Origin of the sequence: Microbacterium sp. Root1433D1 (assembly GCF_001426835.1) — a bacterium.
Classification (GTDB): domain Bacteria; phylum Actinomycetota; class Actinomycetes; order Actinomycetales; family Microbacteriaceae; genus Microbacterium; species Microbacterium maritypicum.
This window is the reverse complement of sequence record NZ_LMFN01000001.1, coordinates 1,095,347-1,108,259: the sequence shown is the minus strand read 5'-3', so window position 1 is coordinate 1,108,259 and position 12,913 is coordinate 1,095,347. Positions and strand designations below refer to the sequence as shown.

Sequence of the window (12,913 nt, the reverse complement as noted above, 5' to 3'; positions counted from 1 at the left end):
GGAGCGGGCGCCCGCCCGTTCCCCCGACGTCTGCCCGCACACCTCCTGGAAGGCAGATCCCGCGATGCTCGCTCTTGCTCTCGCCGACGCCCGTGACCGCGCGCGGCGGCTCGCCCAGGACGGGCGTCCTTTCCTGCTGGGGATCGTCGGTCCGCCCGGCGCCGGCAAGTCCACCCTCGCCGAGGCACTCGGCGAACCCGCGTTCCCCATGGACGGGTTCCACTACGCCAACGAGCACCTGGATCGGCTCGGCCTGCGCGACCGGAAGGGGGCGCCGGCGACGTTCGACGTCGACGGCTTCGCCGCCCAGCTCGGTCGCCTGCGGGCGGGGCGCGACGTGGTGGCGCCTCGCTTCGACCGCGAGATCGATGCCGCCGTCGCGGGTGCCCTGTCCCTCTCCGCCGCCGACCGCCTGATCGTCGTCGAGGGCAATTACCTGCTCCACGACGCCGATGGGTGGGAGCGGATCCGCCCACTGCTCGACGAGGTCTGGTACATCGACGTGCCGGAGGATCTCCGGCTGCGCCGGCTCGTCGCCCGCCACGAGTCGTTCGGCCGCACGCACGACGACGCCGTGCGGTGGGCCTCCGACGTCGACGGCCCCAACGCCGTCCTCATCCGCGCCACCCGCCACCGGGCCGACGCCATCATCACCCTGACCGAAGGAGAAGACGCATGAGCGTCATGGAAGCATTCGCCCTCACCGACCGCACGGCACTCGTGACCGGTGCCACCCGAGGGCTGGGTCGCGAGTTCGCGCGGGCCCTCGCCGAAGCCGGAGCCGACATCGTCGTGCACGGCCGTGACGAGGAGGCGGCCAAGGAGGTCGCCGCCGAGATCGAGGCGCGCGGACGCCGCGCGTGGATCGTGCTCGGGGACCTCACCGATCGCGCCTCGGTCGACCGCATCGCCGCCGAGGCCATCGGTGCGGCCGGGCACCTCGACATCCTCATCAACAACGCCGGCGCGTGCATCCACCGTCCCGCGCTCGAGGTGACGGACGACGAGTGGTCGCACGTCATCGACACCAACCTCACGGCGCTGTGGCGCATGTCGCAGGCAGTCGGCGGACACATGGTCGCACGTGGCTCGGGCTCGATCGTCAACGTCGGCTCCATCTCGGCGCAGATCGTCAACCGGCCGCAGTTCCAGCCGGCGTACAACGCGTCCAAGGCCGCCGTGCACCACCTCACCAAGTCGCTCGCGGCGGAGTGGGCGCCGTCCGGCGTCCGCGTGAATGCCGTGGCCCCCGGGTACATCAAGACCGCCATGTCGCCGGTCGACGAGCCCAAGTACCGTCGCTTCTGGATCGAGGACTCCGCGCAGCAGCGCTATGCGACGCCGGACGAGGTGAGCCCCTCGATCGTGTTCCTCGCCTCGGACGCCGCGAGCTTCATGTCGGGCACCGTGCTGGTCGTCGACGGCGGCTACACGCTGTTCTGAGCGGCACGGCGGACGCCGCCGGGGATGAATCCTCGGTGGCGTCCGCTCCTCCCGTCCAGCCCGTCTGTCCGGATCCCTGCGGTCGTCGGCAGTGTGCGGTCTTGTCCGCGTCCGCGAGGGCGGGCACGATGAGCGCATGACGTCTTCTTCCGACACCGCCCTGCTCGTCATCGATGCGCAGGAGTCCTTCCGCCGGCGTGTCGACGACTGGGCGGCCACGGCGAATCCTGCCGTGATCGACAACATCGCGCTCCTCGTCGCCCACGCGCGAGAGGCCGGCGACCCGGTCGTGTGGATCACGCACTCCGAGCCGGGGAGCGGGGGTGTGTTCGACCCCGCATCGGGCTTCGTGCGTGTGATCGAGGACCTCGACCCGCGCGAATCCGAAGCAGCCCTCACCAAGACAACGATCAACTCGTTCGGCTCGACGAACCTCCATGACAGGTTGCAGGGGGCGGGGGTGCGTCGCGTCGTGATCTGCGGCATCCGCACCGAGCAGTGCTGCGAGACGACGGCCCGCGTCGCCGCCGACCTCGGCTACGAGGTGGAGTTCGTCACCGATGCGACTACGACCTCGGCGATCCCCGCGCACGGCGGGCTGGCCGCCGTGTCGGGGGAGGACATCATGCGCCGTACGGAGAGCATCCTGGCGGCCCGGGGATTCGCGACCATCGCGAGCACGAGCGAACGGATCGGAGCGGTCCGGGCGCCCGGTCTCCCCTAGGCCTCGCTGCTGAACACTCTCTTCGAGCGTCAGGGGAGCGCACCTCCGCGCCGTCTCGTGCGACGAGGGCGGGTCACGCTCCACACGGACCATGCCAGCCCCGCCGTCATTGCGATGCTCAAGCCACAGGTCCACGCCAGATGCAGCCACAGCGGCCCGGTGTAGCGGCCGACGACGATACGCATCCCGAGGTCCCAGCCTGCAGCGACGCCCTCGTGCACGGCCGCATACGTGAAGAAGGCCGCCAGCACAGCGAAGACGGGCAGGCCCACCCATCTCATCACGCGCTGGTCGGCTTTGCGGTGCTGCTGCGCCGCAGGCATCCCGCCGTGCTCTTCGGAGCCTCGACTCACGGGGTCACTCTGCCCTGCCCGGCTCATCGGCCGAGGTCAGTGCACCCAAGCCCCGGAGACCCTCGAGCACCTGCTCGACGACGGGTTCCGGGTCGAAGCCGTCGGCCACCGAGATCATCAGCCACCGGTCTTCGACGGGCGCGTCATCCTGCGGGATGGGCTCGTTCGTGGCATTGCACGTGCGATAACGATTGATTCTGAAGAGAACGGTCTGCGCACTGCTCGCCCGCGACTTCTGAAATTCGATCTTCTCGCTGATGTCCTCACTGCGTCGTGTGAAGCGACCACGGGAGCCGCGCCAGCCGTGTTCACGAAGCGCGGGGGCCACGAACCCGGTCAGAAGCTCGTCGTAACGCGATTGAGCGGTGACGTGTGGCATGGGGGCTTCCTCGGGGTGTGTCTCGGGTCGACATGGCGATAGTGGCTGACCCTAGCCGAGATCGTCGTCGGACGGGTCTGCCAGAAGCAGATCCGCGAGACCTTCCCGTCCCGCTGCGGTGAGACGCACGGCGCGAGTGCTGGATGGAACGATCTCGATCCACGCATTCTCTCTGAGCGTCGCGAGCAGCATGTCTGCGGCGAGCCCGGCCAGGTGCTCGCGTCGTTCCGTCCAATCGAGGCACGGACGAGCAAGCGTGCGCCTCGGATGCTTCGGCAGGTCGATCCCGAGAGACGCCAACCAGGCTCGTCCCGGCGGGGTGAACGAGAAGTCGGACTCGATGAAGCCCTGTGCGCGCATGCCGTCGGTGAGTGCGACGCCGAGTCTGCCCGCGAGATGGCGGTAGCAGGTGCGGGCCTCCCTCATGGCGCGGTCACGATGTTGGGCGTCGAGTGACTGCCTGGCGGGTCGGACGCGACCGGTGAATGCTGCGAGTGACTCGATCAAATCAGCGGCTTGGGCACCAGCGAGCCGGAGGTAGCGGTGTCGTCCCTGCCGCACTTCTTCGACGAGACCAACGTCGAGCAGCTTGTCGGCGTGCTCGCTCGCCGACGACCGAGCGATGCTGGCGGTCTTGGACAGTTCAGTGAGCGTCCACGCCCTTCCATCGAGCATGAGCAGCAGCATCGACGCGCGAGCTTCGCTGGCGAAGACAGCGGCGGTTGCTGCCAACTCCGGGCTGCTCGTCCCCTCCATGCCGAGAATTTTATCGCGGGGACAGTTCGTCACAGCCCGAACAGTCCCCGACCCAGACTGGACCTCATGCACTCGACTCTGGCGATCGAACCCTCAGTGTTCTACTTCGGCACTCCCGTGGCCCTGCTCACCACGGTGAAGCCCGGCGATGAAACAGCGAACATCACGCCCATCTCCTCGGCCTGGGCTTTGGATGATACCTACGTCCTCGGACTGAGCGATGCGAGCCAGGCGATGTGCAATCTGCGCGAGAACGGCGAGCTGGTGATCAACCTGCCCGACGCTCGGCTGTGGGAATCCATAGAGAGGATCGCCGAGACGACGGGGGCTGCTGAAGTCCCGTCGCACAAGCGGGAAAAGTACAGGCATGAGCCGGACAAGTGGACCCTCGGCGGGTTCACTCCACGGGGGAGTGAGTCTGTACTGCCCCCACGGATCGCCGAATGCCCCGTTCAGATGGAAGCTCTCGTCACGAACATGACACCACTGGATGAGGAAGAAGGCGCCACCATCGTCCACGCGAAGGTCCTGCGCACGCACGTGCATCAGGCGCTCGCCGTGCCGGGAACCTCGCACGTCGACGTGGATGCCTGGAAGCCGATGTACTACACCTTCCGGCACTACTTCTCGCAAGGCGAGCGGCTCGGGGTCAACTTCAGAGCGGAGCAGTGAACGGTTCGGATCGGAGCGTGAGACGGGCCGTGGATCAGGCGCGACGTCGTCGCCCACCGACAGATTCCGTCGCGATGCTCGTTGTCGGGAAGGGGCGTTGCCGCGGGGAGATGCGCCGCGTGCCATCGCGTAATCTCATCAGTAGCGGAGGGGGGCGCACTCAGGGGAGTGGGCAATGGGCGAAGCAACGGACCAGGTCGATCGGCGTGACGTCGATGATCGACGGGCCCGAGAGGCGAACGCGGGGGACCGTGGTGCGGCCGGGGCGTACCTCGCCGAGAATCTCCCGTACCTGTTGTCGATAGCGCGACGGATCTCCAAAGGCGTGCTCGATCCCGACGACCTCGCCGCGGACGCCATCACCGCCCTCCTCGCGCTGTGGGCCGAGGGCAGGGGGCCGACCTCGAACCCCAACGCCTATCTCTCGCGAGCGATGAGGAACCGTCTGATCGACGAGTACCGTTCACCGCGCTCCCGCGTCGGCGGCATCCTCGATGCCGATGAGGAGCTCCAGCCGCACTTCGACTCGACCAGGCGCACCGATCTTCACCGCGAGTACGCGTATGTCGCCGCCGCTCTGCAGTCCCTCCCGCCGGATCAGCAGCTGGTGCTGAAAGCCGTCGTCGTCGATGGGCGCAAGCCGGGAGACCTCGAGGGGGAACTGGCGCGGCGGGCGCCGGCGATCTCGTCCCTGCTGCGACGCGCCAAACTCAGCCTGCGCCGGGCGACGCTGCGGGTGATCCTCGAAGAAGACGCGCCAGCGGACTGCCGTCGCGCCGCCGGCGACCTCCCGGAGGCGGTCGCGGTGCAGATGGAGGATGTCCCTGGATCGCGCGGCATGGCGCACATCCGCACGTGCGATCGGTGCAGGGCCGCCTGGAGCCGGTTCGGCGCCCTCACCTCCGCGCTCGGCACGGTCGCGCTCCTCGTCGCCGGGAGCGTGCTCAGCCCGTCCGGTTCTGCCGAGGCCGATGTTCGCCCGCGGGGGAGGCCGACCGCGCCACCGTCGGCGGCCCGACGGCTCTCCGGCGTGCGACGGATCTCCCTGGTGCCGCAGATCATGGCGATCGCCTCGGTCGTGGTGGGGGTGCTCCTGATCGCGCTGGCTCTTCCCGCGGTGCAGAACATCCTCTCGGGAGGGCCGATCGGCGGGCTCCAACTCGCCGTCACCTCACGAGCGCTCCCGGCCGAGCGCGCCGAGATCGACGTGGACCTGCGGCTGGGAGACACTGAGGACGTCGTGGTCGAGCTCCTTCTTCCGCCCGGACTGAGCGTTCTGAGCACTCCCGAGGCGTGGGACTGCTCGCCCTCCTCGACGGGTGCCATCTGCCGGGGGGATGCGACCTCCCGCGTCACCTTCGCCCTCGTCGACTCCCGCCCTGATGAGGCCGGCGGATACCGGCTCCTGCTGGCCGGGCATCGCGGGGACCACGCGGTCAGCGGTGTCGCCGAGGGGCAGGTGCGTTCCGAGACGCAGACCGTCACGGCGACGGTCGGCTGACACCGACAGATTCCTTCCGCGGGCGACATGCCCGCAGGCCTCGGCATCAACTCGGTCGTCGACGCGGCGGCGCCCGTCAAGGTCGACACCAGCGACATCCCTGCCGGTTTCATCGCCACGGATGTCGAGATCGGGCTGCAGGCGTCGTTCGCGCTGGGTTCGGACGGTCGTCTCTACAGCTGGGGAGGGATGCGTCCGACCTGGGGCAGCATCTCCGGTCCCGCGCAGCTCGGCAGTTACGCGAGCGAGGGGCGGATGCGGCCGGGGCTCGCGCTCAGCTTCGGGGTGACCGAGGTCACCTTCGACGGCATCCCCGGCACCGACCTCGACGCGTCGGGGTGCCCGATCAGCGTCGTGACCCCGCCGCACGTTCACGGTCCCGTCGACGTCGTCGTCCGCACGGGCCTGATCGCGGGGACCACCGCCACGCCGTATCAGTCCGCGACGACCTACCCCGGCGGGTTCACGTACCTCGAACCGCCGGTCATCGTCACCCCCTCCCTCCCGGACGGAACGGTCGGGACCGCCTACACCTCGACGGTCGAGGCGACGGGGCCGGGGCCGATCACGCTCGCGGTCACCGCGGGCTCGCTGCCCCCGGGGCTCGTCCTGGATCCGGCCACGGGAGCGCTCACGGGCACCCCGACGACCGCGGGCACGTTCACCTTCACGGTGACGGCGACGAATCAGTACGGGACCGACACCCAGGAGTACGTGGTCGTGATCCGTGAGCGGACGGTGATCCCGACGACCGATCCGATCGATCCGACCGACCCGACCGGCCCGCCTCGCGGAGGAAGCACGTCCGGCGGCAGCGCCTCGCTCGCCGTCACCGGCGGCACCGCTGCGTTCGCGGCGTACGCGGCCGGGGCCGGAGCGCTCCTGATCGTCGCCGGCAGCGGCTATCTGCTCTTCACCAGGAGCCGTCGACGGGTGTGACGCGTCGGCGCTGCACGCGCCGACAGATTCCGCCCGGATATCCGTTGTTCTAGATGAGTCCTCCCCGGGCTCGGTGACACCTCCCCGTCACCTGGTGCACAGCACCTCCCCAACAGGGGCGGCACACCCCCACGTGCCGCCCCTACCTCCTTCCGGCTCGGCCCGAGCCCGACCGGATGCGTCAGTCCTCGGAATCGGCCTCGGGCATTCCCGGGCCGGGTCCCGGACGCACAGGCGCCTCCGGGGCGATGTCGATGCGGGTGTTCCCGTCGTGCTCACTGACCTCGATGCGGGGCGCGGCATCGGCCTCGGTGGCCTCCGGCGCCGCCGTCAACTGGTCGTGTCGCTTCTGCGCGCTCGTCATCTCTTCGTCGGATGCGTGCTCAGGCGTGCTCATGGTTCTCCTTCGGGTTGCCGACGGTGTCGCCGCCGGAAGCGTCGTTCCTCTTCTCGGCGTGCTTCCTGCCCCAGAGCGCGAGCAGGTAGAGCACACCGCCGACGGCGAGCAGGATCCCGCCGAAGAGCCAGACGGCCGGACGCTGCTGGGTCAGCAGCAGGATGCAGGAGCCGATGCCGAGCACGGGGACGAAGGTCCACACGCGGAAGTGATCGTTCTCGACGCGGTCCCGACGCAGCACCAGCACGGACACGTTGACGCTGAGGAAGACGACCAGAAGCAGCAGCACGACGGTCTCGGCGAGCGTTGCCAGATCCCCGACGAGGGTCAGGCCCATCGCCACGAGGGTGGTGGTGAGGATCGCGACCCAGGGGGTCCTCCTCTTCGGGAGCACGCGGCCGAGGGTGGCGGGCAGGAGGTTCTGCTCGGCCATGCCGTAGGTCAGGCGGCTGACCATGATCATCGTCAGCAGTGCGCCGTTGGCGACGGCGACGAGCGCGATGAGGCTGAACAGCCAGGAGGGGATGCTGACGCCGGTGGCCTCCACGACGGCGAGCAGGGGTCCGCTCGACTCCTGCAGTGCTGCGGGCGGGAGCGCGATCGCGCTCGCCAACCCGACCAGCACGTAGACCGCTCCGGCGGTGAACAGTGCGCCGAAGAGGGCGCGGGGGTACGTGCGGCGCGGATCCTTCACCTCTTCGATCATGTTCGCGGAGGTCTCGAACCCGACGAACGAGTAGTAGGCGATGACGGCGCCCGACAGCACCGCGATCGCAGCGTTCGTGCCCTCCGGCGCCTCGGTGACACGGGAGAGGTCACCGCCACCGCCGCCGACGAAGATCGCGACCACGGCGACGACGATGACGAGGCCGCTGAGCTCGATCGCCGTCATCACGAGATTTGCTCCCATGGATTCCCGGATGCCGCGGGCGTTCAGGAGGCCGACGAGGGCGAGGAACGCGATGGCGACCGGGATCGTCGGCAGGTCGAGGAATGTGCCCAGGTAGTCGCCCGCGAACGCGATGGCCAATCCGGCCGCGCTCGTGACGCCCGCCGCGAGCATGCTGAACCCGACCAGGAACGACACCAGCGGGCTGTGGAAGGCGCGCTCGGCGAAGACCGCTGCTCCACCGGCGCGAGGGTATTTGGTGACGAGCTCGGCATACGAGCCCGCGGTGAGCATCGCGAGAAGCAGTGCCAGGAGCAGGGGTGCCCACAGCATCCCGCCGACCTTCTCGGAGAGCACGCCCATCAGCGCGTAGATGCCGGCGCCCAGCACGTCTCCCAGGATGAAGGCGAACAGGAGAGGCCCGGTGATCGCCCTCCGCAGCCGGGTCGAGGTCTCGGCGGCGGGCGCGGTCTCGGTCGTCATCCTCGAAAGCTACGGGGGAGAGGCGAGAGCGGCCACGGGGTTGACATCCCGGCGCCGTGGCCTCCTCGCTGACCGACCGCTCGCGGATCGTCGTCCGTTTCCAGGCTCAGCGAATTCACAGAAAGTCCGCGCGGCTCCCGGAATTCCGCGGGATCCGGCGATAGCGTCAGTGCCGCAAGAGGCTCGGTCGACCGGAGTATGCGGGCAGGACGGGCTTCCTCTCTCTCGAATCTCCGACACAAAGGGCACTCTCATGACCGGTACGGCACGCAAGGCGCTCGCAGAGGCGCTCGCCACCTTCCTCTTCGTCCTCGCGATCATCGCGGCAGTGAACAGCGGCAGCCCGCTGACTCCGCTCGCGATCGGCTTCACCCTGATGGTGCTCGTGTTCTCGACGGGCCACATCTCGGGTGCACACCTCAACCCGGCCGTCTCGGTCGGCGTGTTCCTGCGCGGCGGCCTCAGCGTCGCCGACTTCATCTCCTACCTCATCGCCCAGTTCGTCGGTGGCGCACTGGCCGCGCTCGTCAGCATGTCCGTGTGGCCCGTCGGCGAGAAGGCCATGATCGTCGAGGTCGGCCCTGCGTTCCTCGTCGAGGCGCTCTTCACGCTGATCCTCGTGTGGGTCGTGCTCAACACCGCCACGTCGAAGGACACCGCGGGCAACTCGTTCTATGGTCTCGCCATCGGTGCGACCGTGTTCGTGGGCGCGGCGACCGTCGGCTCGATCTCGGGTGGCGGCTTCAACCCGGCCGTCGCGCTCGGCCTCTCGGTCAGCGGTCACTTCGCCTGGAGCTCGCTGTGGCTTTACCTCGTCGCCCCCGTCGTCGGAGCCGTGATCGCGGCGATCCTGTTCCGGGTGCTCAACACGGACGACGCCAAGAAGATCGCCGCAGCGGAGTAGTCCTCCGCATGCCCGAAGCGCCGCATCCTCCTCGGAGGGTGCGGCGCTTCTGCGTGCGGAAGCGTCAGCCGACCGGCACCGATGCGGTGGGGGTCGGCTCCGCATCCCGGGCATCCGCGGCGCGGACTCTGGCGCGGGCCGCGGCGACGACCATCACGACGAGTGCGACGCCGGTGAGGATGGCCCCCATCCAGATCGGCGAGGTGTAGCCGAGACCGGCGGAGATGCCGACTCCGCCCGCCCAGGCGCCGAGCGCGTTGCCGATGTTGAACGCCCCGATGTTCGCACCGGAGGCGAGGGTGGGCGCGCCGCCCGCGTACTGCATGACGCGGCTCTGCAGACCCGGGACCGTGCCGAAGCCGAAGCCGCCCATGAGGAACAGGGCGACGATCGTGGCCACGCCGGACTGCGCCGATGCGGCGAAGAGCACGAGGACGATCACGAGAGCGGCGATGAAGATGACCAGGGTGCGGTCGATCGCGCGATCGGCGAGGCGTCCGCCCAGCCAGTTGCCGAGCACGAGGCCGGCGCCGAACAGCACGAGCAGCCACGGCACGGCGGAGGTGGCGAAGCCGCTCACCTCGGTGAGCGTGTAGGCGATGTAGGTGAAGGCGCCGAACATCCCGCCGAACGCGAGGATCGTGACGACGAGCGAGAACCACACCTGTCCGGAGCGGAAGGCGGCGAGCTCACCGCGGAGGCTCACCTGGGTGGTGGGGCGAGGAAGGCGCGGGACGAGGAGGGCGATGCCGAGGAAGGCCAGCACGCCGATGCCGGAGATCGCCCAGAAGGTCGAGCGCCAGCCCAGCTCCTGACCGAGGAAGGTGCCGAACGGCACACCGAAGACGTTCGCGGCGGTGAGGCCGGTGAACATGATCGCGATCGCGCCGGCCTTCTTCTCCGGGGCGACGAGGCCGGCGGCGACGACCGACCCGATGCCGAAGAACGCACCATGGCAGAGGGCGGCGATGATGCGGCCGAGCATCGCGACGCCGTAGTCGTCGGCGAGAGCGGTGAGGGCGTTGCCGATGATGAACAGCACGATGAGCCCGAGCAGCACGGGCTTCTTGGGCAGCCGGGTGGCCGCGGCGGTGAGCACGAGTGCGCCGACCACCACCGCCAGCGCGTAGCCGGAGATGAGCCAGCCGGCTGCCGACTCGGTGACGCCGAAGTCGTGGGCGACTTCGGGCAGCAGGCCCATGATGACGAACTCGGTGAGTCCGATGCCGAACGCCCCGATGGCGAGGGCGATCAGTCCTGGAGGCATGACGATTCTCCTGATAGATTGGTGGGGATACTTGCAGACGCCGCATATTGCGCATCGAACGTTAATGATTGCACACGCAAGTATCTGGCGCAAGCAACTATCTCGGAGGATGTCCATGGGTATCGGTGACGACGCGGTCGAGGTGCGTGCGCAGGGCTGGCGGACGCTCGCCGCCCTGCACGGCCTGATCGAGACCGCGCTCGAGCGCAGCCTGGGAGAGGCGGCATCGCTCTCGGTCGTCGAGTACACCGTGCTCGACGCGCTCGACAGGCAGGACGGATGGCACATGCGCATGCAGCAGCTCGCGCGTGCGGCGGCCCTGAGCCCCAGCGCCACGACCCGCCTGGTCAACCGCCTCGAGGACCGCGGTCTCCTCACACGCATCCTGTGTGCCGATGACCGTCGCGGCATCTACACCGAGCTCACTCCCGCAGGTCGCGAGCTCTACGAACAAGCGCGACCGATCCATGACGCCGCCCTCGAGCGGGTGCTCGAAGACGCGGCGGCGCAGCCGGAACTGGCCCCCGTCGTCGAGGCACTGCACGGTGTCGCTCTGCCCGCGCTCGCCGCAGGCTGATCCCGACGGCTCCGCGATGACCACCCCCTCCCGCACGCTCCTCGTCGGCTCCGGCAAGATCGCCGCACGCCTCGCACCGCTGATCCTCGAGCGCGGCGAGGTGTTCGCGCTGCGTAGGAGCGACGCCGAGCCGCCGGCCGGCGTGACCGGGATCCGCGCCGACCTTGCGGCGCCGCTCGCCTCGCGACTTCCGGCGGTCGACGCGATGGTCGTCACGCTTCCGCCCGGTGAGGGCGTGTCGGCCTACCGCACGGCGTTGACGCATCTCGCCGAGTCTCTGCCCGCGATCCCGGCCCGCACCGTGTTCGTGTCGTCGACCGGGGTGTTCGACGGTCCAGGGGCCGCGCGGCCGATCACCGAGCAGGACGATCCGGAACCGACGAGCGCGCGCTCGCGAGGACTGCGCGACGGCGAGCGGGCGGCCGTCGAGATCTTCGATGCGGTCGTCGTGAGGCCGGCCGGTATCTACGGACCCGGCCGCGACTTCCTGCTGCGGAAGGTGCGCGAAGGTGCGGCGGTCGAACACGCGCGGCGTACGAACCGCATCCACGAGACCGACCTGGTGCGCACCCTCGAACTGCTGCTGCGGACACCCGCCCCTCCGCGGCTCGTGCACGCCGTCGACGAGAGCCCGGCACCGCTGGGAGAGGTCGTCGGGTTCATCGCGCGCGAGCTCGGTGTCGATGTGCCCCCCGACATCGGCTCTGCGGACCCGGGCGGCTTCGTGTACGACGGGTCGTTGCTGCGGTCGCTGCTCGGCACCCTCGAGTATCCGACCTATCGCGAGGGATACGCCGAGATGATCGCGGGCCCCACCGCGAGCTGAGGCGCCGTCGTCGGCAGCGCCGCGTAGCCTGGGGCCATGACGAGCACAGCTGCGCGCACCGCCATGGAGGTCGTCGACTGGCGGCGTCGGGTCTTCGCCCTGTACGACGCCGTGCGGATCGCGGACTCCCCGGAGGAGGCGCACGAACTCTGGCGGATCGAGCGGGACGACCTGATGCTCCACCACCCGGCCACTCCGTTGCTGCCCGAGGACAGGGCGCTGTTCGAGGGGCTCCCGATCTCCTCGTACGACCCGCAGTGGCGCTTCGAACTGCCGATCCTCCCCGCAGATCCCGGCGGCTTCGAGTTCGCGACCGGCACCGACGGCATCGTCCCGTTCGAGCGGATCGGCCGTGTGGAGATCCCGGATGCCGGATCGCTCGACGTCTGGCGGCTGGCCTCCTACGGCGGCGGTCTCTTCATCCCGGTGCGTGATGCGCTGGCCGGCCACCCCGGCGGAACCTACGGCGGCGGACGCTACCTGATCGACACGGTCAAGGGCGCCGACCTCGGATCCGACGCCCGGCGCGGCACGATCGTGCTCGACTTCAACTTCGCCTACAACCCCTCGTGCGCCTACGACCCTGCGTGGGCCTGCCCACTCGCGCAACCGGGGAACGTGCTCACGACCGCCGTCCCGGTCGGGGAGATGTACGGGGTCGGGAGCGCCTGAGCGCCTGGTCTTCCGGGCTCCCGCACGGATCCGGAACGACTTTGTGACGAATCGACGTGCGCGCACGTCCTATCTCCGAGCGAGCGTTTCGCTCCCGGCGGGAGTCTCACACGGGACCCGCGACCGGTCTT

Annotated in this window: 16 protein-coding genes; 10 read left to right on the top strand and 6 right to left on the bottom strand. The window is 69.3% G+C overall.

The window, feature by feature from the left end; all coding sequences use genetic code 11:
- The first annotated feature begins 64 nt into the window (after positions 1–64).
- The 3 genes from ASD13_RS05365 to ASD13_RS05355 all read left to right on the top strand — a co-directional run bounded on the left by ASD13_RS05365 (position 65) and on the right by ASD13_RS05355 (position 2,167).
- The gene (locus ASD13_RS05365) at positions 65–679 is read left to right on the top strand and encodes a nucleoside/nucleotide kinase family protein (RefSeq protein WP_055866457.1); all 615 of its coding nucleotides are present in this window, start codon (positions 65–67) and stop codon (positions 677–679) included.
- The gene (locus tag ASD13_RS05360; protein WP_055866452.1) at positions 676–1,443 is read left to right on the top strand and encodes an SDR family NAD(P)-dependent oxidoreductase; all 768 of its coding nucleotides are present in this window, start codon (positions 676–678) and stop codon (positions 1,441–1,443) included. The genes ASD13_RS05365 and ASD13_RS05360 overlap by 4 nt, the downstream gene beginning before the upstream one ends.
- 136 nt (positions 1,444–1,579) lie before the next feature.
- Positions 1,580–2,167, top strand: coding sequence for a cysteine hydrolase family protein (locus ASD13_RS05355; protein WP_055866449.1), 588 nt, complete (start codon positions 1,580–1,582; stop codon positions 2,165–2,167).
- Between the two features lie 29 nt (positions 2,168–2,196).
- Here ASD13_RS05355 and ASD13_RS05350 read toward each other — a convergent pair whose 3' ends face one another.
- The 3 genes from ASD13_RS05350 to ASD13_RS05340 are packed head-to-tail and all read right to left on the bottom strand — an operon-like array spanning position 2,197 to position 3,655.
- Positions 2,197–2,520, bottom strand: a complete 324-nt coding sequence (locus ASD13_RS05350) for a hypothetical protein (protein ID WP_127483196.1) — start codon at positions 2,518–2,520, stop codon at positions 2,197–2,199.
- 4 nt (positions 2,521–2,524) lie between these two features.
- Complete coding sequence (locus ASD13_RS05345; protein ID WP_055866444.1) at positions 2,525–2,899, bottom strand: DUF4304 domain-containing protein; 375 nt, start codon at positions 2,897–2,899, stop codon at positions 2,525–2,527.
- Positions 2,900–2,950: 51 nt separating this feature from the next.
- A complete protein-coding gene (locus tag ASD13_RS05340; protein WP_055866442.1) occupies positions 2,951–3,655 on the bottom strand; it encodes an ArsR/SmtB family transcription factor in 705 nt (234 codons plus the stop codon).
- A 66-nt stretch (positions 3,656–3,721) separates the two neighbouring features.
- Between ASD13_RS05340 and ASD13_RS05335 the strand changes: the two genes are divergently transcribed.
- From ASD13_RS05335 to ASD13_RS05325, 3 genes are all read left to right on the top strand, one after another.
- Positions 3,722–4,327 carry a flavin reductase family protein gene (locus tag ASD13_RS05335; protein WP_055866440.1) on the top strand — a complete coding sequence of 202 codons (606 nt, stop codon included), beginning with the start codon at positions 3,722–3,724 and terminating at the stop codon, positions 4,325–4,327.
- Between the two features lie 175 nt (positions 4,328–4,502).
- Positions 4,503–5,828 carry an RNA polymerase sigma factor gene (locus tag ASD13_RS05330; protein WP_055866438.1) on the top strand — a complete coding sequence of 442 codons (1,326 nt, stop codon included), beginning with the start codon at positions 4,503–4,505 and terminating at the stop codon, positions 5,826–5,828.
- 27 nt (positions 5,829–5,855) lie between these two features.
- Positions 5,856–6,767, top strand: a complete 912-nt coding sequence (locus ASD13_RS05325) for an Ig domain-containing protein (protein WP_055866436.1) — start codon at positions 5,856–5,858, stop codon at positions 6,765–6,767.
- 181 nt (positions 6,768–6,948) lie between these two features.
- Here ASD13_RS05325 and ASD13_RS05320 read toward each other — a convergent pair whose 3' ends face one another.
- Both ASD13_RS05320 and ASD13_RS05315 read right to left on the bottom strand, forming a co-directional pair.
- On the bottom strand, positions 6,949–7,164 hold the full coding sequence (locus ASD13_RS05320; protein ID WP_055866433.1) for a hypothetical protein: 216 nt from the start codon (positions 7,162–7,164) through the stop codon (positions 6,949–6,951).
- Positions 7,151–8,536 (bottom strand): APC family permease, encoded by a 1,386-nt coding sequence (locus ASD13_RS05315; protein WP_055866431.1) that lies wholly within the window; start codon positions 8,534–8,536, stop codon positions 7,151–7,153. Before ASD13_RS05315 ends, ASD13_RS05320 begins: the two co-directional genes overlap by 14 nt.
- Positions 8,537–8,789: 253 nt before the next feature.
- Here ASD13_RS05315 and ASD13_RS05310 point away from each other — a divergent pair, with 253 nt between their 5' ends.
- A complete protein-coding gene (locus tag ASD13_RS05310) occupies positions 8,790–9,440 on the top strand; it encodes an MIP/aquaporin family protein (protein WP_017829708.1) in 651 nt (216 codons plus the stop codon).
- A gap of 64 nt (positions 9,441–9,504) precedes the next feature.
- On the opposite strand, the gene ASD13_RS05305 is transcribed toward ASD13_RS05310, so the two are convergent.
- Positions 9,505–10,707, bottom strand: coding sequence for an MFS transporter (locus tag ASD13_RS05305; RefSeq protein ID WP_055866429.1), 1,203 nt, complete (start codon positions 10,705–10,707; stop codon positions 9,505–9,507).
- Between the two features lie 115 nt (positions 10,708–10,822).
- Between ASD13_RS05305 and ASD13_RS05300 the strand changes: the two genes are divergently transcribed.
- From ASD13_RS05300 to ASD13_RS05290, 3 genes are read left to right on the top strand one after another with little or no spacing between them, the layout of a single operon-like run.
- Positions 10,823–11,284 (top strand): MarR family winged helix-turn-helix transcriptional regulator, encoded by a 462-nt coding sequence (locus ASD13_RS05300; protein WP_055866426.1) that lies wholly within the window; start codon positions 10,823–10,825, stop codon positions 11,282–11,284.
- A 16-nt stretch (positions 11,285–11,300) separates the two neighbouring features.
- The gene (locus ASD13_RS05295) at positions 11,301–12,110 is read left to right on the top strand and encodes a sugar nucleotide-binding protein (RefSeq protein ID WP_055866937.1); all 810 of its coding nucleotides are present in this window, start codon (positions 11,301–11,303) and stop codon (positions 12,108–12,110) included.
- Between the two features lie 36 nt (positions 12,111–12,146).
- Complete coding sequence (locus ASD13_RS05290; protein WP_055866423.1) at positions 12,147–12,782, top strand: DUF1684 domain-containing protein; 636 nt, start codon at positions 12,147–12,149, stop codon at positions 12,780–12,782.
- Positions 12,783–12,913: the final 131 nt, after the last annotated feature.

Coding starts and splice junctions, on each gene's coding strand:
- ASD13_RS05365 (WP_055866457.1), top strand. CDS start 65: ATGCTCGCTCTTGCTCTCGCCGACGCCCGTGACCGCGCGCGGCGGCTC.
- ASD13_RS05360 (WP_055866452.1), top strand. CDS start 676: ATGAGCGTCATGGAAGCATTCGCCCTCACCGACCGCACGGCACTCGTG.
- ASD13_RS05355 (WP_055866449.1), top strand. CDS start 1,580: ATGACGTCTTCTTCCGACACCGCCCTGCTCGTCATCGATGCGCAGGAG.
- ASD13_RS05345 (WP_055866444.1), bottom strand. CDS start 2,899: ATGCCACACGTCACCGCTCAATCGCGTTACGACGAGCTTCTGACCGGG.
- ASD13_RS05340 (WP_055866442.1), bottom strand. CDS start 3,655: ATGGAGGGGACGAGCAGCCCGGAGTTGGCAGCAACCGCCGCTGTCTTC.
- ASD13_RS05335 (WP_055866440.1), top strand. CDS start 3,722: ATGCACTCGACTCTGGCGATCGAACCCTCAGTGTTCTACTTCGGCACT.
- ASD13_RS05330 (WP_055866438.1), top strand. CDS start 4,503: ATGGGCGAAGCAACGGACCAGGTCGATCGGCGTGACGTCGATGATCGA.
- ASD13_RS05325 (WP_055866436.1), top strand. CDS start 5,856: ATGCCCGCAGGCCTCGGCATCAACTCGGTCGTCGACGCGGCGGCGCCC.
- ASD13_RS05320 (WP_055866433.1), bottom strand. CDS start 7,164: ATGAGCACGCCTGAGCACGCATCCGACGAAGAGATGACGAGCGCGCAG.
- ASD13_RS05315 (WP_055866431.1), bottom strand. CDS start 8,536: ATGACGACCGAGACCGCGCCCGCCGCCGAGACCTCGACCCGGCTGCGG.
- ASD13_RS05310 (WP_017829708.1), top strand. CDS start 8,790: ATGACCGGTACGGCACGCAAGGCGCTCGCAGAGGCGCTCGCCACCTTC.
- ASD13_RS05305 (WP_055866429.1), bottom strand. CDS start 10,707: ATGCCTCCAGGACTGATCGCCCTCGCCATCGGGGCGTTCGGCATCGGA.
- ASD13_RS05300 (WP_055866426.1), top strand. CDS start 10,823: ATGGGTATCGGTGACGACGCGGTCGAGGTGCGTGCGCAGGGCTGGCGG.
- ASD13_RS05295 (WP_055866937.1), top strand. CDS start 11,301: ATGACCACCCCCTCCCGCACGCTCCTCGTCGGCTCCGGCAAGATCGCC.
- ASD13_RS05290 (WP_055866423.1), top strand. CDS start 12,147: ATGACGAGCACAGCTGCGCGCACCGCCATGGAGGTCGTCGACTGGCGG.